Annotated in this window: 18 protein-coding genes and 1 tRNA gene; 12 read left to right on the top strand and 7 right to left on the bottom strand. The window is 64.2% G+C overall.

From position 1 onward, the window contains the following. Positions 1-314: 314 nt before the first annotated feature. Genes ONG87_RS07215 through ONG87_RS07205 form a run of 3 tightly spaced genes read left to right on the top strand, consistent with a single transcriptional unit; the run spans position 315 to position 3,714 of the window. Entirely contained in the window at positions 315-1,400 is a 1,086-nt protein-coding gene (locus ONG87_RS07215; protein ID WP_264382836.1) for a glycosyltransferase family 1 protein, read from the top strand. Next, positions 1,388-2,596: a UDP-galactopyranose mutase gene (gene glf / locus ONG87_RS07210; RefSeq protein WP_264382523.1), complete on the top strand. Its 1,209-nt coding sequence runs from the start codon at positions 1,388-1,390 to the stop codon at positions 2,594-2,596. Before ONG87_RS07215 ends, glf begins: the two co-directional genes overlap by 13 nt. Further along, positions 2,593-3,714, top strand: coding sequence for a beta-glucosidase (locus ONG87_RS07205; protein ID WP_264382522.1), 1,122 nt, complete (start codon positions 2,593-2,595; stop codon positions 3,712-3,714). The genes glf and ONG87_RS07205 overlap by 4 nt, the downstream gene beginning before the upstream one ends. A gap of 386 nt (positions 3,715-4,100) precedes the next feature. On the opposite strand, the gene ONG87_RS07200 is transcribed toward ONG87_RS07205, so the two are convergent. The 3 genes from ONG87_RS07200 to ONG87_RS07190 form a co-directional block, all read right to left on the bottom strand. Next, positions 4,101-6,671, bottom strand: a complete 2,571-nt coding sequence (locus tag ONG87_RS07200; protein ID WP_264382521.1) for an EAL domain-containing protein — start codon at positions 6,669-6,671, stop codon at positions 4,101-4,103. Between the two features lie 280 nt (positions 6,672-6,951). Next, positions 6,952-8,307 (bottom strand): Na+/H+ antiporter NhaA, encoded by a 1,356-nt coding sequence (gene nhaA, locus ONG87_RS07195; RefSeq protein WP_264382520.1) that lies wholly within the window; start codon positions 8,305-8,307, stop codon positions 6,952-6,954. 116 nt (positions 8,308-8,423) lie between these two features. Then, the gene (locus ONG87_RS07190) at positions 8,424-9,320 is read right to left on the bottom strand and encodes a LysR family transcriptional regulator (protein WP_264382519.1); all 897 of its coding nucleotides are present in this window, start codon (positions 9,318-9,320) and stop codon (positions 8,424-8,426) included. Positions 9,321-9,438: 118 nt separating this feature from the next. Between ONG87_RS07190 and ONG87_RS07185 the strand changes: the two genes are divergently transcribed. The 8 genes from ONG87_RS07185 (at position 9,439) to dctM (ending at position 18,166) form a co-directional block, all read left to right on the top strand. Next, complete coding sequence (locus tag ONG87_RS07185) at positions 9,439-10,305, top strand: transposase (RefSeq protein ID WP_185793788.1); 867 nt, start codon at positions 9,439-9,441, stop codon at positions 10,303-10,305. A gap of 34 nt (positions 10,306-10,339) precedes the next feature. Beyond that, positions 10,340-11,503 (top strand): acyl-CoA dehydrogenase family protein, encoded by a 1,164-nt coding sequence (locus tag ONG87_RS07180; protein ID WP_264382518.1) that lies wholly within the window; start codon positions 10,340-10,342, stop codon positions 11,501-11,503. A gap of 10 nt (positions 11,504-11,513) precedes the next feature. Beyond that, on the top strand, positions 11,514-12,863 hold the full coding sequence (locus tag ONG87_RS07175) for an MmgE/PrpD family protein (RefSeq protein WP_264382517.1): 1,350 nt from the start codon (positions 11,514-11,516) through the stop codon (positions 12,861-12,863). A 15-nt stretch (positions 12,864-12,878) separates the two neighbouring features. Beyond that, positions 12,879-14,078 carry a CaiB/BaiF CoA-transferase family protein gene (locus tag ONG87_RS07170; protein ID WP_122479012.1) on the top strand — a complete coding sequence of 400 codons (1,200 nt, stop codon included), beginning with the start codon at positions 12,879-12,881 and terminating at the stop codon, positions 14,076-14,078. A 72-nt stretch (positions 14,079-14,150) separates the two neighbouring features. After that, complete coding sequence (locus tag ONG87_RS07165) at positions 14,151-14,975, top strand: CoA ester lyase (RefSeq protein ID WP_264382516.1); 825 nt, start codon at positions 14,151-14,153, stop codon at positions 14,973-14,975. A 174-nt stretch (positions 14,976-15,149) separates the two neighbouring features. Then, positions 15,150-16,148 carry a TRAP transporter substrate-binding protein gene (locus ONG87_RS07160; RefSeq protein ID WP_122479700.1) on the top strand — a complete coding sequence of 333 codons (999 nt, stop codon included), beginning with the start codon at positions 15,150-15,152 and terminating at the stop codon, positions 16,146-16,148. Positions 16,149-16,250: 102 nt separating this feature from the next. Next, positions 16,251-16,883, top strand: a complete 633-nt coding sequence (locus tag ONG87_RS07155) for a TRAP transporter small permease (protein ID WP_185793792.1) — start codon at positions 16,251-16,253, stop codon at positions 16,881-16,883. Further along, entirely contained in the window at positions 16,883-18,166 is a 1,284-nt protein-coding gene (gene dctM, locus ONG87_RS07150) for a C4-dicarboxylate TRAP transporter large permease protein DctM (RefSeq protein ID WP_122479017.1), read from the top strand. Before ONG87_RS07155 ends, dctM begins: the two co-directional genes overlap by 1 nt. A gap of 37 nt (positions 18,167-18,203) precedes the next feature. On the opposite strand, the gene ONG87_RS07145 is transcribed toward dctM, so the two are convergent. From ONG87_RS07145 to ONG87_RS07135, 3 genes are all read right to left on the bottom strand, one after another. Beyond that, positions 18,204-19,445: a PrpF domain-containing protein gene (locus ONG87_RS07145; protein ID WP_264382515.1), complete on the bottom strand. Its 1,242-nt coding sequence runs from the start codon at positions 19,443-19,445 to the stop codon at positions 18,204-18,206. 38 nt (positions 19,446-19,483) lie between these two features. After that, positions 19,484-22,099: a PAS domain-containing protein gene (locus tag ONG87_RS07140; RefSeq protein ID WP_264382514.1), complete on the bottom strand. Its 2,616-nt coding sequence runs from the start codon at positions 22,097-22,099 to the stop codon at positions 19,484-19,486. A 261-nt stretch (positions 22,100-22,360) separates the two neighbouring features. Continuing rightward, a tRNA-Gln gene (locus ONG87_RS07135) sits at positions 22,361-22,435 on the bottom strand. Positions 22,436-22,706: 271 nt separating this feature from the next. Between ONG87_RS07135 and yghU the strand changes: the two genes are divergently transcribed. Further along, positions 22,707-23,546 carry a glutathione-dependent disulfide-bond oxidoreductase gene (gene yghU, locus ONG87_RS07130; protein WP_264382513.1) on the top strand — a complete coding sequence of 280 codons (840 nt, stop codon included), beginning with the start codon at positions 22,707-22,709 and terminating at the stop codon, positions 23,544-23,546. A 159-nt stretch (positions 23,547-23,705) separates the two neighbouring features. On the opposite strand, the gene ONG87_RS07125 is transcribed toward yghU, so the two are convergent. Next, positions 23,706-23,915 (bottom strand): DUF2945 domain-containing protein, encoded by a 210-nt coding sequence (locus ONG87_RS07125; RefSeq protein ID WP_192054028.1) that lies wholly within the window; start codon positions 23,913-23,915, stop codon positions 23,706-23,708. Between the last annotated feature and the right edge of the window lie 39 nt (positions 23,916-23,954).

The following is a 23,954-nucleotide window of genomic DNA, read 5'->3' as shown; positions in this document are numbered from 1 at the left end:
CGCGCGCGGTGGCGCGGAGTTCCAGGCGGCAGCCAGACGGTTGGCATATCCCAGGCGGTCGGCAAATCAAAGTTGAACGCCTCCTGCAGCGACGGCGTCTCAATCATTACCAACGCACCGCGCGCATGCACTCGCTCGCCGCACTGCCTTGCAACATCCATACGGGTGGCGTCGAAGCCCAGCTCAACCTGGCTTCAGTCCCGATTCAGGCACTGACCAAGGACACCCCCATGACCGATGTGGCGCCGCCCGGCTTCACCCCTGCCCCACTGTCCACTCCAGCGCGCACCGCGACGCCCACAGGCCGACCGCTGATGCTATGTCTGTCGCACTTGCGCTGGGGGTTCGTCTACCAGCGACCCCAGCACCTCATGTCACGCCTGGCGCAGAGCTACGACGTGCTGTTCTTCGAAGAACCGCTGTTCGCCGAGCATGTGCAACCGCAGTTGCTGGCCAGCCATCCAGCACACGGCGTGACCGTGCTGGTGCCGCAGCTGCCGGCGGGCACCCCTCACGACCAGGTCATCGCGATGCAGCGCGACCTGCTCGATGGCTACCTGGCCCAGCACCGCGACGCCGAACTGCTGCTCTGGTACCTGACCCCGATGAGCCTGGCGTTCACTGACCATCTGCACGGCCAGGTGACTATCTTCGATTGCATGGACGAGTTGTCCGCGTTCATGGGCGCTCCGCCGGAACTCATCGAAAGGGAACGCCAACTGTTGGCGCGTGCCGACGTGGTGTTCACCGGGGGGCAGAGTCTATGGGTGGCCAAGCGCCATCAGCACGGCAACGCCCACGCCATGCCCAGCAGTGTCGACATCGCCCACTTCGCCCAGGCCCGGGCGTTGCTGCCCGATCCGGCCGATCAGGCCGCGATCGGCCACCCGCGGCTGGGCTTCTTCGGTGTCATCGACGAGCGTTTCGACATCCACCTGGTCGATGAGCTGGCCCGGCAGCGGCCGCAGTGGCAGATCGTGCTGATCGGCCCGGTGGTGAAGATCGATCCGCAGACCTTGCCAAGACGCGCCAACATTCACTACCTCGGGGCGAAGCAGTATGAGCAATTGCCCCACTACCTGGCCGGCTGGGACGTTGCCCTCATGCCGTTCGCGATCAATGCTTCCACGCGCTTCATCAGCCCGACCAAGACCCCCGAATACCTTGCTGGCGGGCGCCCGGTGGTGTCGACACCGATTGCCGACGTGATCAGCGGCTATGGCACCAGCGGTGTCGTAAGCATCGCCGACACCCCCGCGGCATTCATCGCTGCGGTGGAACGCGCACTGGGTGCCGAAGCCCGTGACAGCGTGGTCGTCCAGGCCGATGCCGCATTGGATGGCATGTCGTGGGACAAGACCTGCAACGCCATGAAGGAGCAGATCGAATGCCTCAGGTAACCCTCGACAGCGCCTGCCGTGGTCCGTCCGCTCACGGCGATGGACGCCCTTATGATTACCTGGTGGTGGGTGCCGGCTTCGCTGGCAGCGTCATTGCCGAGCGCCTGGCCGCAGGGCTTGGCATGAACGTGCTGGTGATCGACCGCCGTGAGCATATCGGCGGCAACGCCTACGACCACCTGGATGCAGCGGGCGTCATGGTCCACCGCTACGGGCCGCACATCTTCCATACCAACGCCCAGCGCATCGTCGACTATCTGTCGCGTTTCACCCAGTGGCGCCCTTACGAGCACCGCGTGCTGGCCCAGGTCGACGACCACCTGGTGCCGATCCCGATCAACCTGACCACGCTCAATACGCTGTTCGACTTGCAGATGGACGAGGCCGGGGCCGAGCGCTTTCTTGCCGAACGGGCGCAGCCGGTTGAATGCATCCGCACCTCCGAGGATGTGGTGATCAATCAGATCGGCGAGCAGCTCTACCAGAAGTTCTTCCAGGGCTACACCCGCAAGCAGTGGGGCCTGGACCCTTCGCAGCTGGACAAGTCGGTGACCTCGCGGATCCCCACGCGCACCAACGTCGACGACCGCTACTTCACCGACAGTTTTCAGGCAATGCCGCTCGATGGCTACACGCGCATGTTCGAGAACATGCTCGACCATCCCCGCATCGACGTGTTGCTGGACACCGATTTCGCCCAGGTGCGCGAGCAGTTGGCGTGCACCCAGCTGATCTATTGCGGCCCGGTGGACGAATACTTCGAGTTCCGCCTGGGTCGCCTGCCCTACCGGTCGCTGCGCTTCGAACACAAGACCCTCCAGCAACCACAGTTGCAGGCGGTGGCCGTAGTCAACTACCCCGATGAAGCGGTGCCCTACACGCGCATCACCGAATACAAGCACCTCACCGGTCAGCAACATCCGCACACCAGCATCACCTACGAATACCCCTGCGCCGAAGGCGACCCCTACTACCCGATTCCGCGAGCCGAAAACGCCCAGCTGTATCAACGCTACAAGGCGCTGGCGGACGACACGCCGGGGGTGACATTCCTCGGGCGACTGGGCACCTACAAGTACTACAACATGGATCAGGTCGTGGGCCAGGCGCTGGCACTGTATCAACGGATCGAGCAGCAAGCCTTGCCGACCGAGGGAGCCGGGGCGTCGACGGCGCTCGACGAGCAAGGCGCTTGAAGCCGCCTGGCCTGTTCAATACCTTCATCATGGCCGGCTACGAATGCGCCGCGCAGCGGCGGCGCGATGGTGAACGTGTGGATGTGCAGGTCAGCACCGGCCATCTGCGCTGGGCGGCCCATGACTATCGTCAGTTGCTGGCCAGTGGCATTGGTGCCGCGCGCGACGGCCTGCGCTGGCATGTGATCGAACAGCGTTCAGGGTATTACGACTGGAGCAGTTTCCTGCCCCTGCTGCGCGCCTCCCGCGAGTGCAATCTGCAGGTGGTGTGGGACCTGTGTCACTACGGCTACCCCGATGGCCTGGATATCTGGCGACCCGAATTCGTCCAACGCTTTGCGCGCTTCGCCGGGGCCGCGGCACGGCTGATGGTCGATGAAGGCTTCGAGGCGCCCTTTTGTTCCCCCGTCAACGAGATGTCGTTCTGGAGCTGGGCCGGCGGCGACGTCGGCTATTTCAACCCCGGCGCGCATGGCCGTGGGCTGGAACTCAAGCATCAGCTGGTGCGGGCCAGCATCGAGGCGATCGAGGCCATTCGCGCGCAGGCGCCTGCGGCGCGTTTGGTTCAGTGCGACCCGCTGATTCACGTCGTGCCGGACTCATCACGCGCCGTGGACCAGGAGCGCGCCGAGGGTCAGCGGCTGTCGCAGTTCCAGGCCTGGGACATGCTGGCCGGTCGGCAGTGGCCGGGGCTGGGCGGCTGTGAAGCGTACCTGGACATCATCGGGGCCAACTTCTACCCGCAGAATCAGTGGCGGTACAATGGCGAACGGATCTTGCGCGGGCACCCCGAGTTCCGCCCGCTGGCCGGGCTGCTGGCTGAGCTCCATCGGCGTTATGGAAGGCCGATCCTGCTGGCCGAAACCGGCGCCGAGGGTGATGCGCGAGGGCCGTGGCTGGACTACGTGGGCAGTCAGCTGGCAGTGGCGCTGCAACGCGGGGTCGATGTGCAGGGGCTGTGCTGGTACCCGTTCCTGGACTATCCGGGTTGGGATGACGGCCGTTATTGTCCCGCAGGCGTGTTCGGCGACGCCGACGGTGCAGGTACCCGCGCGCCGTATCATCCGTTGCTGATGCAGTTGCAGGCGTTGGAAAAGCTGCACCGGCCCGGTCAGTGACGGTGGGCGTGTACCCGCAGCCACGCGTTGCCCCCGGACGCGGCTCGCGCCGCTGCTACAGGGGACACAGGCGTTCCCGCAGGGCCTTCGCAGGAGCGGTCTGTGGCCGCGCAGCCGTTGCCGCGGTGTGCCAGATAATCCGCAGCGCCCCTTCGCGGCCGATGACCGCTCCTACGGGGAGTGCAGGCGCCCCCACACACCCCCGCAGCCCTGTAGCAGCGGCGCAAGCCGCGTCGGCGGTCACGCACACCCCCACACACCTGCGCAGCCCCTGTAGCAGCGGCGCAAGCCGCGTCAGCAGTCACGCGCAGCCCCTGTAGCAGCGGCGCGAGCCGCGTCGGCGGTGCATGCGATACCCGCGGGCTTTGGAGGGTTGGCCTGGTCGATCAACGCGCGCAACTGGCCAGCAGCAGCTCTTCGAACCGCGCGCCGTCCAGGGGCCGACTCAGGTAATAACCCTGGCCCTCGTCGCAAGCCACCGAATCCAGCAGTTGCAGCTGTTCCAGCGTTTCCACGCCTTCGGCCGTCACCGTCAGCGACAGTGCCCGACCCAGGCCGATCACCGCCTCGATGATGGCCAGGTCGGGTTGGCTGTCGCCCAGCCTGCCGACGAAACTGCGGTCGATCTTGAGCCCATCGAAGGGAAACGTGCGCAGGTAGCTCAGCGATGAATAGCCGGTGCCGAAATCATCCATGGCCAGCCGGACGCCGAGGCCCTTCAGCGCTCGCATCAGGGTCAACGCATTGTCGGCATCTTCGAGCATCACGCTTTCGGTAACCTCAAGCTCCAGCCTCGCCGCCGTCAGGCCCGACCTCAACAAGGCGGCCCTGACCCGCTCCACCAATTGTCCGCCCTGGAACTCCTTGGAAGACACGTTGACCGACACGAACAGCTCTTCAGGCCATTGACTGGCCTGCCGGCAGGCCGCGTTCATCACCCAGTCGCCAAGTGCGGTGATCAAGCCCGTGTCTTCGGCGATCGGAATGAATGCATCAGGCGCCAGCAGGCCACGCTGTGGATGCTGCCAGCGCACCAGCGCCTCGGCCCCGACCATCTGGCCGTCGGCAATGCGGAAGCGCGGCTGGTATTGCAGGCATAACTCGCCATGCTTGATCGCATAGCGCAGGTCGCTTTCCAGGCGCCGACGTTCGATGATCCGCTCATTCATGTCGCCATCATAGAAACGCCAGGTGCCGCGCCCGCTCGCCTTCGCCTCGTACAAGGCGATGTCCGAATAGCGCAGCAGTTCAGGGGCGTGCGCCGCATCGCCCGGCGACACGGCAATGCCGATACTGGCGCTGACATGGATGTCCTGGTCGTCGACCTCGATGACCTGCTCGATCAGCTCGATCAGCCGTCGACACAGTGCCTCGATCTCCGCATGCCCGACCGCGCCCGCCACGACCATGACGAACTCGTCGCCACCGACCCGGGCGACGATGTCCTGGCTGCGCACGCATTGCCTGATGCGCTCGCCGATCTGGTACAGCACGCGGTCGCCGGTAGCATGGCCGAGCAAGTCGTTGACCGGCTTGAAGCGATCCAGGTCGATGGTCAGCATGACCAGGGGCTGGCGGGCGGCAAGCGCGTTTTCCAGACGGCTTTCCAGGTAGTCGCGCAACTGGCTGCGGTTGGGCAGGCCGGTCAGCACGTCATGGCGCGACAGGTACTCGACCCGTCGCCGCGCGTCAATCTCCTCGGTGACATCGGTGGCGGTACCCCGAAAGCCTTGATCGCCGATGGTCCGCGCAGCGATCCGCGCCGTACGCCGTTGCCGATGCACGTCCATATAGCTGCATTCGGTGGTCAGGTTGCCCTGCCCTGGATTGCCGCGCAGCCACGCCAGGAGCGTGCCCTGGGGCAATTCGACCAGGTCGTCGATCGAGATGCCCAGCCATTGCGCCTTGCCCACGCCAGTGACCGTCTCGAAGCGGTCGGACAGGTAGGTGACATGACCATCGCCATCGGTTTCCCAGATCCAGTCGGAGCTGGCTTCGGCTACGTCGCGAAAGCGCGACTCGCTCAGCGCCAGCGCCACCTGGCTGTCGCGCAGCAGTTCGTGGCTGCCGTCCAGGGCGCGCGCAGCGCGGGTATTGCGCCGCAGCATGACCCAGGTCATGCCGAGGATGATCAGCGTCGCCAGGATGATCATGGGCAATACCACGATGATCATCTGTCGTCCCGGCCTTGCTGCGTCCCACTGCATGTCGAGAGTCATGCCGTGCTCGGCCGCGACCAGCGCGTGGGCAGCCGTGGTGTCATCGGTACGGGCCACCCGCAGCCCGCGCAGGCCCATGCTCTCGCCGAGCGCCTGAAGCCGCTGCGGATCGAGCCGATTGACCACCAGCATGACCGACGGCGGCCGGTCGTCGGTCTGCACCGTAGGGTCGGTGCTGGGCGTGATCGCTGCCGCCACCACCAGGGCCGGTGTTCCGGCCAGGCTGGTCAGTGCGGTGAAGACCTTTTCGTCGTCGGCCAGGGCGCGTGCGGCGGCGACCCACTCATCGACGGGGCGGCCCAGCCAATCCGCAGCCGCTATGGTTTCATACTTGCCGTCGATTACCGCATACACCGAGCGGTTGCCCGGCCCTATGACGAACGCGGCCTGGTAGCCGAAATCGTCGTACAACGCCGGACCGAAGTTTTCCCGCACATAGGCCCATTCCATGTCCACCTTGAGATGCAGGTGCCGATAGGCCTCCCCCCAGAACGAGTAGTCCTTGATGGTCAGTTGCAGAAGCCGGCGCTCGGACTCGATGCTTTTCTGCACCATCGACTGACCCTGGACGCGCTCGGTGCGATCCAGACCGTGGGCGAAATACAGGGACAGAGCGACTGCCAGTGCAAAGACCACGGCGAGGCTGGCGCAAAAGGTGACCAACGAGGTCTGCGCCAGGGCGGTGCTGCTCGCAGGCCTGGCGGAGGATGCCGGAGAGGTGAAACTGGACTTGAGCATGGATGGCCTGAAAGAGAATGCGCGGAACCGATACAAGGCTATCGGCCAGCCGCGACCTTCCATGAACACCTAGGCTCTTGCCAAAGCAGACTCATATGGCCAGCAGTAGATTCATGTGGGCTGCAGCAGACTCATGTGACCAGCAGCAGATTCATGTGGGAGCGGGCTCTGCCCGCGAAGAGGTCCACGCTGGCCTCTTCGCGGGCAGAGCCCGCTCCCACAAAAGCCAGAACAAGCTCAGGCCTCTCACCAAGGCCAGCGCAACCTCAGGCCATCGCTATCACGCAGGCCGCTTCTTGCCGAACGTGAGCTTGCCCCAGACCAGACCCAGCACCGCCGCCACCGTGGACGCCGCCAGTACACTGAGCTTGGCCGAAGCCAGCAGGGTCGGGTCGGAGAACGCCAGCGACGCGATGAAGATCGACATGGTGAAGCCGATCCCGGCGAGCAGACCGACCAAGCCTACCCCACTCCAGGTCACACCCTCGGGCAGCCTGCAGATGTTCAGCCTGACCAGCAGAAAGCTGAACAGCAGCACGCCCAGCGGTTTGCCCAGCACCAGGGCCAGCATCACCCCGCCAAACACATGCTGCGACACCGCGTCACTGAGGTTGGCGCCGGCGAAACTGACCCCGGCATTGGCCAGCGCAAACAACGGCATGACGCCGAACGCCACCCACAGATGCAGCCCGACCTGTATCCGCTGCACCGGCGGCAGCACTTCGCGCTGCGCATCGCGCAACTGCCTGAGCGGCTCGGCAACCGCCTCGCGGTTGTCGCTGCCGGGGGTGAAGCGCTCCATCAGCTCGTTGAAATTGCGGCGGATGATATCCACCGGGCGCTCGCTCATCGGCTTCGAATAGACCGGCGTCATCAAGCCCAGAATCACCCCAGCCAGGGTGGGATGGACGCCCGTCTTGAGCAGGCCGAACCAGACGATCGCGCCCGGCAACACATAGGCATATGCCTTGCTGATGCCCATGCGCTGGAACAGCAGCACCAGCAGCAACCCGGCCACGGCCACCAGCAGACCCAGGTAGTCGAGGCTGGCGGTATAGAACACGGCGATGATCAGGATGGCCACGATATCGTCGATGATCGCCAGTGCCAGCAGCAGGATCCGCACGCTGGCGGGAATGGATTTACCCAGCAGCGCCAGCACGCCCACGGCGAAAGCGATGTCGGTAGCGGTCGGCACTGCCCAGCCGGCGCTGGCCGGTGTGCCGTGGTTGAGAGCAAGGTAGAGCAAGGCGGGCATCAGCACGCCACCCAGTGCCGCACCCAGCGGTAGGGCTGCCAGCTGCAGGTTGGCCAGCGCGCCATCCTTGATTTCCTGGCGTATCTCGGCACCCACCACCAGAAAGAAAATGGTCATCAGGCCATCGTTGACCAGAAAATGCAGGGACTGCGAAACGCTGAAATCGCCGAGGCCCAAGGTGACCTGGGTATGCCAGAAGTGCTCGTAGGAATCCCCTATCGAGCTGTTGGCCCAGACCAGTGCGGTGATCGCGGCAAGCAGCAACACGATGCCGCTGACGGCCTCGATGTGGGAGAAGCGTTCGAGCGCCGCCAGGGCGCGTTCGGTGAGCTGTTGAGGACGGGGGATGGCAGGTGTCGCCGGTCTTTTTGCAGGCACGGTGGCTCTCCGCTGGCGGCCCGACCAACGCTGAACTTTAACCTGCCCCCTGCCGTATGCAGCGGTGCACCCGCGGCGATGATAGAAAGCCTGGGGCCAAGTTGCAACGCATCATCTCAATCCGGCACCGGTGTCGGCATCAAAGTGGCGATCAGCGCGCGAACCGTGCCGGGCAACGCCTCGAGCTCGCGTACCAGAATGCTGCGCTCGCGTATCGCCCAGGGCTCGTCCAGTTCGATGGTCACCAGGCGCATGGTACGGCTGTGCCGCAGGGCCGCCGACTCTGGAATGATACCGATGCCGACCCCGGCCTCGACCATCCGGCAGATCGCTTCGAAGCTCGACACCTGGATGCGCAGCGACAGCCCCTGGCCGATTCGCTCGACGTGCTCACGCAGAAAGCTGAGCAAGGTGCTGCCTTCGTGCAGGGCAATGTGTTGAAACGCCAGGGTCTGTTTCAGGCTGATGCGCCTGCACTGTGCCAGCTCGTGCCCCACGGGCACGGTGAGTACCAGCCGGTCGGTGCTGAAATGCATTACCTGCAGCCCCGCCGCTTCGACCGGGCCGGCGATGATGCCCATGTCGGTGCTGCCGTCGAGCACGCCGCGAACGATGTCGCGCGACAGGCGCTCCTGCAGATCTACGCTTACCCCGGGGCGCCGGGCGAGAAAACCGGCCAGCACTTCGGGCAGGAACTCGGTCACCGCCGTGGTGTTGGCGAAGATACGGATGTGCCCGGCCGAGTCGGCGCCCAGGTGGGTGAAGTCGGCCTTGAGGTAGTCGACCTGACGCATGATCAGCCGGGCATGCACGAGCAGCTTCTGCCCTGCCGGCGTCAGCTCTACGCCGCGGCTGTCACGGTACAGCAGGCGCGTATCGAGTTGCTGCTCCAGTGCCTTGATCCGGGCACTGGCCGCAGCCGGCGAGAGGAACGCCCGGCGCGCGCCTTGGGTCAGGCTGGGTGATTCGCCGATATGGATGAAAAGGCGCAGGTCGGCCAGGTCGAAGTGCATGGTGGGGATCCTACCTTCAAGCGTTCGGCAAATATGAACGCCGCCTTACGCAAATGCAAATTCACAGAATGCCGCGGCCCTCGCATCATCGCAGCACAACAAAAATGCAGAGGCCACCATGAGCGCATCAGATTCAGCCATCGACTACAGCGCCTGGATGGGCCGCACCGAACAGGCGCAGGATGTGCTCAGCCAGAACATTGCCGAGCGCATCGCCGCGACCTTCGGCGAACCTGCGCCAAAAGACGGCGAGCCGCTGCCGCCCCTGTGGCAGTGGTGCTTTTTCCAGGCGCCAGTCACGGAAGACCAGTTGGGCACCGATGGCCACCCGTTGCGCGGCGGCTTTCTGCCCGCCGCCGACAATCGCAACCGCATGTGGGCCGGTGGCCGTCTGGAGTTCATCGCGCCACTGACGGTGGGCAGCGCCGCCGAGCGCCTGTCCACTATCCTGCGTATCGAGGAAAAGCACGGCCACACCGGCGCGCTGCTGTTCGTCACGGTGCGCCACGACTACACCCAGGGCGGCCGCCTGTGCCTGCGCGAAGAGCAGGACATCGTCTACCGGGAGCCGAACCCTCCCAAACTGTCCAGTGACCCTGCACCGGTCGCTGCGCAGTGGAGTGAAACGGTAAAGCCGACCCCGACCCTGCTGTTCCGCTACTCGGCCGTCACTTTCAACGGCCATCGCATCCATTACGACCACCCCTACGTGACTGACGTCGAGGGCTACGCTGGCCTGGTGGTGCACGGGCCGCTGATCGCCACCTTGCTGCTGCGCAGCTTCATCCGCGCCAACCCTCGAAAGCCTGTGCGCCACTTCGCCTACCGCGGCGTACGCCCTTTGACCGTGCCCACTGCGTTCCAGCTCAGTGGCTGCCTGCTCGAACAGGGCAAGGCGCGGCTGTGGGCCGGCAACGAGGCGGGCGTCGCGCAAAGCGCCGATGTCACCTTCGACTCCAGCTCCCCGCCCCAGTCCGGCCACTGACCGCGAACCCATCATCGACTCCGAGAACCGTGCCATGTCCGTCTACGATGAAGAAGACCTCAATGCCATCCGCGAGGGCGTTCGTGCCCTGTGCGCAGAATTCGACGCAGCCTACTGGCGCAAGATCGATGAGGAGAAGGGTTTTCCTGAAACCTTCGTCAAGGCCCTCACCGATGCCGGCTGGCTCTCGGCGATGATTCCCAGCGAATACGGCGGCTCGGGCCTGGGCCTGGCCGAGGCCTCGGTGATCCTCGAAGAGGTCAACGCCTGCGGTGGTAACTCGGGCACGGTGCATGGGCAGATGTACAACATGTTCACCTTGCTGCGCCACGGCAGCGAGGCGCAGAAGCGCCACTACCTGCCCAAGCTGGCCAGTGGCGAATTGCGCCTGCAATCGATGGCGGTAACCGAGCCGACCACCGGCACCGACACCACCAAGATCAAGACCACCGCCGTGCGCCAGGGCGACAAGTACGTCATCAATGGGCAGAAGGTGTGGATCTCCCGAGTGCAGCATTCGGACCTGATGATTCTGCTGGCGCGTACTACACCGCTGGCCCAGGTGACGAAGAAATCCGAAGGCATGTCGATCTTCCTGGTCGATCTGCGTGAAGCGATCGGCAAGGGGCTGACCGTGCAGCCGATCGCCAACATGGTCAACCACGAGACCAACGAGCTGTTCTTCGACAACCTCGAACTGCCCGCCGACAGCCTCATCGGCGAAGAAGGCAAGGGGTTTCGCTATATCCTCGACGGCCTCAATGCCGAGCGGACGCTGATCGCCGCCGAATGCATCGGCGATGGTCGCTGGTTCATCGAAAAGGCCAGTGCCTACGCCCGCGATCGAGTGGTCTTCGGCCGGCCGATCGGACAGAACCAGGGCGTGCAGTTCCCGATTGCCGAAGCGCACATCGAGATCGAAGCAGCCGACCTGATGCGCTGGCGCGCCTGTGTCGAATATGACAGCGGGCAGAACGCCGGCGCCAGCGCCAACATGGCCAAGTACCTGGCGGCCAAGGCTTCTTGGGAGGCCGCCAATGCCTGCCTGCAGACCCACGGCGGCTTCGGTTTCGCCTGCGAATACGACGTCGAGCGCAAGTTTCGCGAAACCCGCCTGTACCAGGTCGCGCCGATCTCCACCAATTTGATCCTGTCCTACGTGGCCGAGCATCTGCTCGAATTGCCACGCAGTTTCTGAGGAGCTGTCGATGAACGCCACGCACCGTTTGGCCACCTTCCTCGCCGACCTGCACTACGAGCACATTCCCGAGCCCGTCCTCGCCCGTTGCGAAGACCTGTTCCTGGACTGGATGGGCTCGGCGCTGGCCAGCCAGGGTGCCCATCCCATTCCCCTGTTCGAGCGCTATGCACGGCGCATGGGGCCCGGCGACGGCCCCGCCAGGATGCTGGGCAGCGGCCAAGGCACATCGGCCTACTTCGCCGCGCTGGTGAACGGTGCCGCGTCGCACCTGGTCGAGCAGGACGACCTGCACAACAGCTCGGTACTGCACCCGGCCACGGTGGTGTTTTCCGCCGTCCTGGCTGCGGCTCAGGATCGCGGCAAGTCGGGGCGCGAGCTGCTGCTGGCGGCCGTGGCCGGTTACGAGGCCGGCATCCGCATCGGCGAGTTCATGGGCCGCTCCCACTATCGGATCTTCCACACCACAGCCACGGTCGGCACCCTGGCTGCCGCCGTGGCCGTGGGCAAGCTGCTGAGGTTCGACCACGAACAGTTCATCAACCTGTTGGGCACTGCCGGCACCCAGGCCGCCGGGCTCTGGGAATTCCTGCGCGATGCGGCCGATTCCAAGCAGTTGCACGCCGCCAAGGCTGCTGCCGATGGCTTGCTGGCGGCGTACATGACCGAAGACGGTTTGAGCGGTGCGCGCAACATCCTCGAAGGCGAGCAAGGCCTGGCGGCCGGTATGTCCAGCGACGCCGACGCCACCCGCCTGGACGATCGGCTCGGCAGCCGCTGGGCGCTGGCGGAAACCTCGTTCAAGTTCCACGCATCGTGCCGCCACACCCACCCTGCCGCCGACGCCTTGCTGCACTTGATGCAACGCGAGGGCCTGCAGCACGAACAGATCGCCAAGGTCGTCACGCGCGTCCATCAGGCTGCCATCGATGTGCTCGGGCGGGTAGTCAAGCCCAGCACGGTGCACCAGGCCAAGTTTTCCATGGGCGCGGTATTGGGTCTGATTGCCGTACACGGCAGTGCGCAATTGATCGAGTTCCGCGATCTGGCGCTGACCGACCCTGCTGTCGACGGCTTCCGAGAGAAGGTCAGCATGGAGCTGGACCGCGAGGTCGACGCCGCCTACCCCGCGCGCTGGCTGGGACGGGTCGTCGTCACCAGCACCGATGGCCGCACCTTGAGCGCCGCGATCGACGAGCCCAAGGGCGACCCTGGCAATACCCTTTCGCGCGCAGAACTGGAAGACAAGTTCCTGCGTCTGCTGGCCTTTTCCGGTGCACGTACAGCGAGCCAGGCGCGCGTGTTGATCGACAAGATCTGGCACCTGCGCGACGCATCGACCCTGAACGATTTGTTCTGACCCACAGGTGACCCCATGACCGAGCTCAACCCGCGTCCGCTGGACGGTATCACCGTCGTCAGCCTGGAACACGCCATCGCCGCGCCGTTCTGCACCCGCCAACTGGCCGACCTCGGTGCGCGCGTGGTGAAAATCGAACGCCCCGGCAGCGGTGACTTCGCCCGTGGCTACGACCAGCGTGTCGACGGCCTGGCGTCGCATTTCGTCTGGACCAACCGCTCCAAGGAAAGCCTGACCCTGGACCTCAAGCAGCAAGCCGCCGACGCGGTCCTGCACGGCCTGCTGGCCAAGGCCGACGTGCTGGTGCAGAACCTGGCACCCGGCGCTGCAGCGCGGATGGGCCTGTCGTTCGAGGCGTTGCACGCGCGTTATCCGCGACTGATCGTCTGCGACATTTCCGGCTACGGCGAAGGCGGCCCCTATGAGAAGAAAAAAGCCTACGACCTGTTGATCCAGAGCGAGGGCGGCTTTCTCTCGGTGACCGGCGGCCCCGGCGAAGACGAGCGGGCCAAGGCCGGCTGCTCGATCGCCGACATCGCCGCCGGCATGTACGCCTACACCGGGGTGCTCTCGGCGTTGATGCTGCGCGACAAGACTGGGGTGGGCAGCCGGATCGACGTGTCGATGCTCGAAAGCCTGGTGGAGTGGATGGGCTATCCGCTGTATTACGCCTACAAGGGTGCGCCACCGCCCGCCCGCGCCGGTGCGGCGCATTCCACGATCTATCCGTACGGACCGTTCCCGACCGGGCACGGCGGGACCATCATGCTCGGCCTGCAGAACGAGCGTGAATGGGCGCTGTTCTGCGACAAGGTGCTGCTGGATGCGTCGCTGGCCGACGACGCGCGCTTTTCCAGCAACTTCGAACGCTCGCGCAACCGCGATGAACTGCGGCAGATCATCGTCGACAGCTTTGCGCAGCTGTCGGTCGAACAGGTGCTGGCCCGTCTGGAAACCGCACAGATCGCCAATGCCCAGGTCAACGACATGGCCGGCGTCTGGCGGCATCCGCAACTCGCCGCACGCGAGCGCTGGCGTGAGGTGGACAGCCCCTCCGGCAAGCTTCCCGCTTTGTTGCCGCCGGCCAGCAACACCGCGTTCGTCCCGCGCATGGACGCGGTGCCCGCGCTGGGACAGCACACGGCGGGGATTCTCGAGGAATTGGGCTACTCCGCCGATCAACGGGCGCAGATGAGCGCCAGCGGCGTGATCTGACGCACCAACCGGCACCTTCGGTATCGCCGCCGCCTGCTGCGGCGTGCCACGACCAACACGGGAATCCGCGCCATGCCGACCTCTCCCCTTCGCTCGGCGCTGTTCGTGCCGGGCAGCCGCCCCGAACGGTTCGCCAAGGCCCTGGCCGCTGGCGCCGACGCGGTGATCGTCGATTTCGAAGACGCCGTGGAAGAAGCACTCAAACCCCACGCGCGTCAGCACCTTGCAGATTTCCTCCGGCACACCGACACGGCGCAGGTCATGGTTCGAGTGAATGCCCCAGGGCATGCCCAGCACGCCAGCGACCTGGCCTTCTGCGCGAACTATCCTGGTGTGGTGGGGGTGGTGCTGCCCAAGACCGAGACCTGCGCGCAACTCGCCACGGCCTGCCAGAGCGGCAAACCGTTGTGGCCCATCATCGAGAGCGCCAAAGGCTTGCTGGCGCTGCAGGCGATCGCCCATGGCCCCGGGGTGCAGCGCCTGTGCTTCGGCAGTCTGGACCTGGCCCTGGATCTGGGCCTGAGCCACGGTACACCCGCGGCGGAGGCTTTTCTGGATCAGGGCCGCATGAGCGTGCAACTGCACTCGCGGGCCGCCGCCCTGTTGCCGCCCCTGGACGGTGTGTTCGCCGCCCTGGACGACACGCCGGGGTTGCAACGCGCCATCGAACACGCGCGCAACCTCGGCTACGGCGGTGCACTGTGCATTCACCCCAGACAGGTGGCGGTCATTCATGCCGCACTGGCGCCCAGCGCGGCAGAGCTCCAATGGGCTCATGCGGTGCTGGCGGCCAGTACGGCTGCGGGAGGTGCGGGGGCTTTCCAGTTCGAGGGCCAGATGATCGATGCACCGGTACTGCTGCGTGCCAGACGCCTGGTGCAATTGTCGGGCGGCTAGCCTGCACATTGGCGTTCGCCAGAGCCGAACGCCGGGTTATGCAAATACAGATTTTCGCCACAGGCGCGATTGAGCGACCCTGAAGCTGAAAACACTTCTACGCTGCATCGGGCCGGTTGGCTCGAAACAGCCGCCGAAAATGGATTGTCCTACAACAATAACAAGGTGATCTCGATGTTCAAGCTGACCCAGGCGCTGCTCTGCGCCGCCGCCGTTTCGATGGCAACCCTGGCCCAGGCCGCCGATCCCGTCGTCATCAAGTTCGCCCATGTGGTGGCGGAGAACACCCCCAAGGGCCAAGGCGCACTGCTGTTCCAGAAACTGGTGGCCGCCGACCCCAAGCTCAAGGACAAGGTGAAAGTGGAGGTCTATCCCAACTCCTCGTTGTTCGGCGACGGCAAAGAGATGGAAGCACTGTTGCTGGGCGACGTGCAGATGCTCGCCCCCTCGCTGGCCAAGTTCGAGCACTACACCAAGCAGGTGCAGATCTTCGATCTGCCGTTCCTGTTCGATGACCTGGCTGCGGTCGACCGCTTCCAGCAGGGGCCGCAGGGCAAGGCGCTGTTGACCTCGATGGACGACAAGGGCATTCATGGCCTGGCCTATTGGCACAACGGCCTGAAGCAACTGTCGGCGAACAAGAAGGTGATCCTGCCCAAGGACGCCCGCGGACTGAAATTCCGTGTGCAAGCCTCCAGCGTACTCGAGGAGCAGTTCAAGGCGATCCGCGCCAACCCGCGCAAGATGAGTTTCGCCGAGGTCTACCAGGGCCTGCAGACCGGCACCGTGAATGGCACCGAGAACACCTGGTCGAACTACGAAAGCCAGAAGGTCCATGAGGTCCAGCCGTTCTTCACCGAGACCAACCATGGCCTGATCGACTACATGGTGATCACCAACTCCAAGTTCTGGAACGGCCTGCCCGACGATGTCCGCGGCGAACTGCAAACGCTCATGGACCAGGTCACCGTCGAGGTGAACAAGCAGGCCGAGGCCCTGAACCAGACCGCCCGGCAGAAAATCATCGATGCCAAGACCAGTGAGATCGACCCACTGACCGCCGAGCAACGCGAACAGTGGCGCGAAGCCATGCGCCCGGTCTGGGACAAATTCTCCGAGCAGATCGGACCCGACCTGATCAAGGCAGCCGAAGCCTCCAACAAGGCCTCGTAAGCACCTGTCCCGTACCCTGCATCCGCTGGCTAGGGCCAGCGGTGATGGACGCGCGGCTGCCCGGTGGGCGGCGGTCGCTCTCACGACGTTCGGAGAATTCCTATGCAATCGCTCAGGCAAGTCTGGGAGCGTTTCGAAGAAGGCATGATCGCCTTCCTGCTGGCTGCCATGACACTGGTGACGTTCACTTACGTCGCGCTCAACAACCTCTACACGATGTTCTACGTCCTCAGCGACAAATGGGCGTGGAGCAGCGATCTGTTCGCCGGTATCGGTGATCACCTGATGGGTTACGCCCAGGAAATGACCTGGAGCATCGCGCTGACCAAAGCACTGTTCGGCTGGTTGATCTTCTTCGGCATCGCCTATGGCGTGCGTACTGCCGGCCACTTGGGAGTCGACGTGCTGGTCAAGAAAACCAGCAAGCCGGCCCAGCGTGTCCTGGCGATGATCGCCTGCGGCTGCTGCCTGCTGTATGCCGGCCTGTTTTTGGTCGCCAGCATCAAGTGGGTGTCGGCGGTTCTGGTGGCCGGCATCGGTGCCGAGGACCTGGATCGCTACGGCATCGAAGTCGGCCACATCGCGCTGATCGTGCCGATCGGCTTCGCCCTGATCATCGCCCGCTACCTGGAAATCATGTACCGCATCTACAGCCATCGGCAGACCGGGCTGGGCCTGGCCGACGAGGCTGCTGAAGCCAGCAAGCTGGCCCACCCTGGCGAGGAGCAACGCTGATGACCGTTATCTGCCTGTTCCTGCTGCTGTTCGTGTTCATGTTCCTGGGCGTGCCCATCGCCATTTCGCTGGGCCTGTCCGGCGCGGTGTCGATCCTGCTGTTCAGCCAGGACTCTCTGAGCTCGCTGGCGATCAAACTGTTCGAGACCTCGGACAGCTACACCTTTCTGGCGATCCCGTTCTTTCTGCTGTCCGGCGCCTTCATGACCACCGGCGGCGTGGCACAACGGCTGATCGATTTCGCCAACGCCTGCGTGGGCCATATCCGCGGCGGCCTGGCGATCGCTGCGGTGCTGGCGTGCATGCTGTTCGCCGCGCTGTCCGGATCGTCGCCGGCCACCGTTGCAGCGGTCGGTTCGATTGCCGTAGCCGGCATGGTGCGCTCCGGCTATCCACGCGAGTTCGGCGCCGGCATCATCTGCAACGCTGGCACCCTGGGCATTCTCATCCCGCCTTCGATCGTGATGGTGGTGTATTCGGCGGCCACCGAGACCTCGGTGGGCAAGCTGTTCATGGCCGGGGTGATTCCGGGCATCCTGCTCGGCGTGATCTTGATGGTGGTGATCTACATCGTTGCGCGGATCAAGAAACTGCCGGCGCAGCCAAGGGCCACCTTCCGCGAATGGCTGAGCACTGCCCGTCGTGCCTTCTGGGGCCTGCTGTTGCTGGTGATCATCCTCGGCGGCATCTACAGCGGCATGTTCACTCCCACCGAAGCGGCCGCCGTGGCGGCGGTCTACTCGGCGTTCATCGCGCTGTTCGTATACAAGGACATGCGCCTCGCCGAATGCCCGAAGGTGCTCCTCGAATCGGGCCGGCTGACGATCATGCTGTTGTTCATCATCGCCAACGCCATGCTCTTCGCCCACGTGCTGACCACCGAACAGATACCGCAGCAGATCACCAATTGGGTGCTGTCCGAAGGACTGACGCCATTGGGCTTCCTGATCATGGTCAACATCGTGTTGCTGGTGGCCGGCAGCTTCATGGAGCCTTCGGCGATCATCCTGATCCTGGCGCCGATCTTCTTCCCGATCGCCATGGAGCTGGGCATCGACCCGATTCACCTGGGCATCGTCATGGTGGTCAACATGGAGATCGGCCTGGTCCATCCGCCGGTAGGCCTGAACCTGTTCGTCACCTCGGCCGTCACCGGACTGACCCTGGGCCAGACCATTCGCGCCGCCCTGCCGTGGCTGTCGATCCTGCTGATGTTCCTGCTGCTGGTGACCTACGTGCCCTTCATCTCCCTGGCCCTGCCGAACTGGCTGGGCATGCCGTAGCTACCCGCTGCTGCCGGGCCCTGCAGGGCTCGGTGGCTCAGGATCGAACGCCGAGCAGTGCCTGTTGCAGTTCACTCGAAGCCCCGGACAGCGGCACATGGCCGCGCATTAGGATCTGCGTGCTGCGGCGGTAGGCCGCGCTGTGGATCTGCAGGTGCCCAGCGTCCAAGGCCGCCACAACCGTGGTGTCCAGGCGCCCGGCCGGGTTTTCGATGCTGACCTGGATGTCCATGAGGGATACACCCGGTGTGGCAATACCCAAGGCCACGCGGTGGGCAGTGGTGCCCGGCAGCAGGCAGGCGGCAGCCAGGCAGCAACCGCCGGATACGGCCATGGAGGCGTGGCCGGTCTGAGGCGTGAAGTAGCGCACCGCGATGTTGCCGCCATCGCGTGGGGCGGCGACGATGCAGATTTTCGGAATGGTTTCGCTGCGGCCCAGTTCGGCGGCGGTCATCAACACGCCATCCTTGCGGCGCAGGCCCATTTTCAATCCGGCCTGGGTCCACAGGGTACGCAGCTTGGCCATGAAGGCTTGATCGGCCGCCAGTGTCGCCACAGGTTCATGGCCGGTCTTGCCCAGGCTGCTCGCCTCCACGATGACCATCGGCACCGCTACGTCCACGCAGGACACCTCGATGCCCTCGATGCGGTCGATTACCGCTCCGGTCGGCAGCAGGGCGCCGGTCTTGTTGCCCACCGGTGCATGGAGAAACAGATCGACCGCCGGATACTCGCCCATCACGCCGGGAATCGCCGTTTCGGTGAAACGTCCTTGCGCATCACGCTGCATGCGCGCCGTGGTGATCACGCCGGTGTTGGTATTGCGAATGTCGACTTCGCAGAGGCCACTGGCCGATGCTTCGAGCAGCTCCATGTCCAGCGCCCACAGCAGCAGCGCACTGGACATGTTGCCGCAGTTGACGCTCCAGTCGATCTGCGCGTGATCGCTGGCCAGCTGCGCCAGGGTGCTGATCAAACGGACACCGTCGCCGACGCGCTCGGTGTTCATCACGAAGACCTTGTTGCTGGTCGCCGGGCCACGGCCCAGGCCGGTGATCTGCCGATTGCCGGCATAGCTGCCCGCGGCCGGCACACCCATCAATTGGCGCAGCAGCTGCTCGCGCAGCACGCTGTCGGCAGGCAGCAACGGCTCCCATAGGACAACGCCAGTCGACGTACCGCCACGCATGTAGTGCGCGGGGATTTCCACTGAGCCAAGGCGGCATCGCGACTGCCAGCCGGGTTGCAGATCTGCCGTGGTGGCAACGAATCGGTTCATCGACAACTCCTGCGAAGGCCTGCGCTACGACGCGCGGCTCAAAGGCTCATCAGCTCCCGGACCCTGGCAGCCAGGGTATCCATGGCAAACGGTTTGGTCAGCACCTGCATGTCCGGACCCAGATAGCCGTTGCCGATCGCTGCGTTTTCCGCGTAGCCAGTGATGAACAGCACCTTGAGGTCGGAGCGCACCTCACGCCCGGCATCGGCCATCTGCCGGCCGTTCATGCCGCCTGGCAAACCGACGTCGGTGATCAGCAGATCGATGCGCACATCCGACTGCAGGACCTTGAGCCCGGCGAGGCTGTCCGCCGCCTCGATCAGGGTATAGCCCAGATCGCCGAGCACATCGATCAGCAGCATGCGCACCGTCGGTTCGTCGTCGACGACCAGGATGGTTTCTCCGGCATGGGCCGCGGCAGCCAGCGACTCGCGGGTTTCCGGCAGTTCGTCATCGACCTCGCCATAATAACGTGGCAGGTAGATGCGCATGGTGGTGCCCTGCCCCAGCTCGGAATAGATCCGCACCTGGCCACCCGACTGCTTGGCGAAGCCATAGATCATCGACAGGCCCAGGCCTGTGCCCTGGCCGATGGGCTTGGTGGTGAAAAACGGATCGAACGCCTTGGCGATGATATCCGGCGACATACCGGTGCCGGTGTCGGTGACGCTGACCGACAGGTATTGCCCTTCGGGAATGTCATGGGTACGGGCCGCCTCCCGGTCCATCCAGCGGTTGGCCGTCTCGATGGTGATCTGACCGCCATCGGGCATGGCATCGCGGGCGTTGATGCACAGGTTGAGCAACGCGTTTTCCAACTGGCTGACATCGACCAGGGTCGGCCACAGGTTGATGGCGCCGACCGTCTCCACGCGAATACTGGGGCCTACCGTGCGCTGGATCAGCTCGGTCATGCCTTCCATCAGCACGTTGACGTCGGTAGGTCGCGGGTCGAGCGTCTGTCGCCGCGAGAAGGCCAGCAAACGGTGGGTCAGCGCCGCCGCGCGCTTGGTGGCGCCTTGGGCAGTGCTGATGTACTTGTCGGTTTCCATCCAGCGGCCTTGGGCGATGCGCGTGCTCATCAGCTCGAGCGCGCCGGAAATGCCCGCCAGCAGGTTGTTGAAATCATGGGCCAGACCACCGGTGAGCTGGCCGACCGCTTCCATTTTCTGCGACTGGCGCAGTTTTTCTTCGGCCTGGATCAGCTTGACCGTGCGTTCGGTGACTCGCTGCTCCAGCGTATCGTTGAGCGCGCGCAACGCAGACAGGGCCCGATCGCGCTCGGCCTCGACCGAGCGGCGCGCCTCGACGTCGATCAGCACGCCTGGAAAACGCAGTGGCTGGCCTTGGGCATCGTTCTCGACGCGACCGTTGGCCTCGATCCAGTAGTAGTGGCCGTCGGCCCGGCGCACGCGATACTGATGGGAATAACTGCCACCGCGCTGGATCACTTCATCGATGGCGGCAGCCAAGCCCTCCTGGTCATCGGGATGCACAGTGGCCACGATCGTCTCGAGGCTCAGGCCTTCGCGGCCCAGTTTCGGGTCCAGCCCGAACGCCGCCGCAAACCCCTCATCGACCGCAAAACGATCGGTTGGCAGATGCCAGTGCCACGTCCCGATGATGGCCCCGGCCGCCAGTGCCAGCTGGACGCGCTCGATGTTTTCCCGGGCCACGGCCTCGCTGGCGCGCAACCGCTCCTCGGCATTACGCCGCTCGGTAACGTCGCTGAAGATGATGGCTATGATGCGCTCGTCGCTGGAACCGAACTTCACCGCCCGCACATCGAACCAGCGCTTGAACGCTTCGGCGTAGTTCTCGAACGTCGCGGGCTCGCCGGTCTTGGCCACATGGCCATAGGTGTCGAACCAGAATTGTTCCAGGTCCGGAGCGAATTCGGTCACCCAACGCCCACGCAGGTTGACCCCGGCCTGGCGCTCGAAGGCCGGGTTGGCTTCCAGGAACCGGTAATCGACCGGCAGATCCTGCTCGTCGAACTTGACCTCGACGATGGCAAAGGCCGATTCGATGTTTTCAAGAATCTTGCGGAAGCGCTCTTCGCTTTCACGCAGCGCGCTTTCGGCAGCGCGTGTGCGGGTCAGGTCGAGCATCGCGCCGATCATGCGCACCGCCCGGCCTTCGGCATTGCGGATCACGTGGCCGCGGTCGAGCACTTCGGCATAGCTGCCATCGTGCCGCTGGAAACGGTATTCACCGGACCAAGCCGACAGCGTGCCGTCTATCACCGCATGGATGGAAGTGTCGACGCGGGTGCGGTCTTCTGGGTGGATGTGCTCGATCCACCATTCGCCGGTGCCTTCCACTGAAGCCAGAGGATGCCCATAAGCTTGTTCCAGCGCCTCGTTCCACACCACATGGTTGCGGCTCAGGTCCCAATCCCAGATCGCGTCGTTGGTGGCCTTGACGGCCAGGCGGTAACGCTCCTGGGTTTCCTTGAAGCTTTCGAGGGCCGCTCGTTCACGGGCATCACTCGTGGCCTGCGATAGACCTTCAGCGTCATCGTCTGCGAGCTCTGGATGTGGAACCGACGCTTGCAGCTGCTCCAGGGCGGCACGGGTCCGAGCGTCGCTCGGATCGAAACCCGCTTCTTGCAATACCCGGCGCAGACGCTCGACCTGGGAAGCAGTTGCCACGTTTGTCGTGTGATTCAGAACGCCTCCAACTACCCTATCAAGGTGATATCAATGGTTGCATCGCTATGCCTTATAGGCAGTGGCCTGACCGCACAGTTCCAGACGCAAGCGATGCCAGAAGGCCAAGGTAGCGACCACAGGCGTTTCGCCACGCAATGTTCGAGGTGCCGTCAATAGAAGCGATCGCAACGGGATCGATGCACAGTATATTGTGGGTAGAGAGAGGATGGGACGAGAATGCTGGTTCAAGTGACCGGTTAATGGCAGGGGCGGCTGGATTCGAACCAACGCATGGCAGGATCAAAACCTGCTGCCTTACCGCTTGGCGACGCCCCTGTATCCGGTGCAAGAAGTGCCAATTGCTGGCCTCTGCATGAACGAGCGGGAATTTATCAGGTTTCTTTTCCACAGGAAACCCCATGCGCAACAAATATTCTTGAAAAACAGCTGGTTGCTATTCGACGGTACTGCAACGGGTCCCGAACGGTACGGGGATGAACTGTACCGGCCCGGGCCAAGTCCTATCTTCACCACATACTTCCCATGCCAGGCACGGGTGTTCAAGCACCGTGAAGGCACATCTCAAGCCCATCAGGAGGCGCACTGCATGAGCCCTACCCCCTACGTTCCGCCCAAGGTCTGGAAAAACGACGCAGACTCCGGCGGCCAGTTCTCCAAGACCAATCGCCCCACTGCCGGGGCCACCCACGAACAGCCATTGCCGGTGGGCAAGCACCCGCTGCAGCTCTATTCACTGGCGACGCCCAATGGTGTGAAGGTCAGCATCATGCTCGAGGAGCTGTTGGAACTGGGCCACGCCGAGGCTGAATACGATGCCTGGCCGATTCGCATCGGCGATGGCGATCAGTTCTCCAGTGGTTTCGTGGAAATCAATCCGAACTCGAAAATTCCCGCGCTGCTGGACCGCAGCGCAGGCGCAAGCGTGCGGGTGTTCGAGTCGGGATCGATCCTGTTGTATCTAACGGAGAAATTTGGGGAGTTCCTGCCGGCGGACCCCGTCGCCCGTACCGAAGCGATGAACTGGCTGTTCTGGCAGATGGGCGCGGCGCCTTACCTGGGCGGCGGCTTCGGGCATTTCTACGCCTATGCACCGGAGAAGCTGGAATACCCGATCAATCGCTTCACCATGGAAGCCAAGCGCCAGCTCGATGTACTGGACCAGCAATTGGCCCAGACCCGTTATGTGGCCGGTGCCGACTACACCATTGCCGACATCGCCATTTGGCCCTGGTACGGGCAACTGGTGCGCGGCAATCTGTATGACGCCGCGCAGTTTCTGTCGGTCGAGGAGTACCCTCACTTACAGCGCTGGGCCGAGGACATCGCACAACGCGCTGCGGTGCAGCGCGGCCAGCGGGTCAACCGCACCTGGGGCGATGAAGCGACCCAAGTGCCGGAACGGCATAGCGCCGCGGATTTCAGATAACCCCGAGCTTGCCCCTGCGCATGCATCCCCCTGCGGCTTGCGCGCTCCCTGTAGCAGCGGCGCAAGCCGCGTCAGGCCCTCACCCATGTTGCGCCTGACCCACCTCGTGCAGCGCCGACGCGGCTTGCGCCGCTGCTACAGGGGGTGCGGCTTGGATCTTCACGCCTTGTGCAGGGCATCGGCGTGGTGGAGCGCCGAATGCCCGGTCTTGTCGCTCTTCACCTCGTACTGCGGTTCGTCCCTGGACGCCGGGCGGTGCTTGCCCATGAATTCCACATCCTTGACGTGGACCTTGGTCACCTTGCCGTGAATCTCCCCTGCTTCGGAATTCCAGCGCACCGCATCGCCGACCTTGAATGCATTGCTCATCTGCTCGCCCCTGTTGTGATTGAACACGCGTCAGACAAG

It is taken from the genome of Pseudomonas sp. MM227 (assembly GCF_947090715.1).
In the GTDB taxonomy this organism is placed as follows: Bacteria; Pseudomonadota; Gammaproteobacteria; order Pseudomonadales; family Pseudomonadaceae; genus Aquipseudomonas; species Aquipseudomonas baltica.
This window is presented reverse-complemented; position numbering and strand designations above follow the sequence as displayed.

Bases quoted from the DNA above. Each gene is read 5' to 3' on its own strand.
- ONG87_RS07145 (WP_264382515.1), bottom strand. From the start codon at position 19,445: ATGAACCGATTCGTTGCCACCACGGCAGATCTGCAACCCGGCTGGCAG.
- ONG87_RS07170 (WP_122479012.1), top strand. From the start codon at position 12,879: ATGACCGAGCTCAACCCGCGTCCGCTGGACGGTATCACCGTCGTCAGC.
- ONG87_RS07190 (WP_264382519.1), bottom strand. From the start codon at position 9,320: ATGCACTTCGACCTGGCCGACCTGCGCCTTTTCATCCATATCGGCGAA.
- ONG87_RS07180 (WP_264382518.1), top strand. From the start codon at position 10,340: ATGTCCGTCTACGATGAAGAAGACCTCAATGCCATCCGCGAGGGCGTT.
- yghU (WP_264382513.1), top strand. From the start codon at position 22,707: ATGAGCCCTACCCCCTACGTTCCGCCCAAGGTCTGGAAAAACGACGCA.
- dctM (WP_122479017.1), top strand. From the start codon at position 16,883: ATGACCGTTATCTGCCTGTTCCTGCTGCTGTTCGTGTTCATGTTCCTG.
- ONG87_RS07200 (WP_264382521.1), bottom strand. From the start codon at position 6,671: ATGCTCAAGTCCAGTTTCACCTCTCCGGCATCCTCCGCCAGGCCTGCG.
- ONG87_RS07155 (WP_185793792.1), top strand. From the start codon at position 16,251: ATGCAATCGCTCAGGCAAGTCTGGGAGCGTTTCGAAGAAGGCATGATC.
- glf (WP_264382523.1), top strand. From the start codon at position 1,388: ATGCCTCAGGTAACCCTCGACAGCGCCTGCCGTGGTCCGTCCGCTCAC.
- ONG87_RS07215 (WP_264382836.1), top strand. From the start codon at position 315: ATGCTATGTCTGTCGCACTTGCGCTGGGGGTTCGTCTACCAGCGACCC.
- ONG87_RS07185 (WP_185793788.1), top strand. From the start codon at position 9,439: ATGAGCGCATCAGATTCAGCCATCGACTACAGCGCCTGGATGGGCCGC.
- ONG87_RS07160 (WP_122479700.1), top strand. From the start codon at position 15,150: ATGTTCAAGCTGACCCAGGCGCTGCTCTGCGCCGCCGCCGTTTCGATG.
- ONG87_RS07125 (WP_192054028.1), bottom strand. From the start codon at position 23,915: ATGAGCAATGCATTCAAGGTCGGCGATGCGGTGCGCTGGAATTCCGAA.
- ONG87_RS07175 (WP_264382517.1), top strand. From the start codon at position 11,514: ATGAACGCCACGCACCGTTTGGCCACCTTCCTCGCCGACCTGCACTAC.
- ONG87_RS07165 (WP_264382516.1), top strand. From the start codon at position 14,151: ATGCCGACCTCTCCCCTTCGCTCGGCGCTGTTCGTGCCGGGCAGCCGC.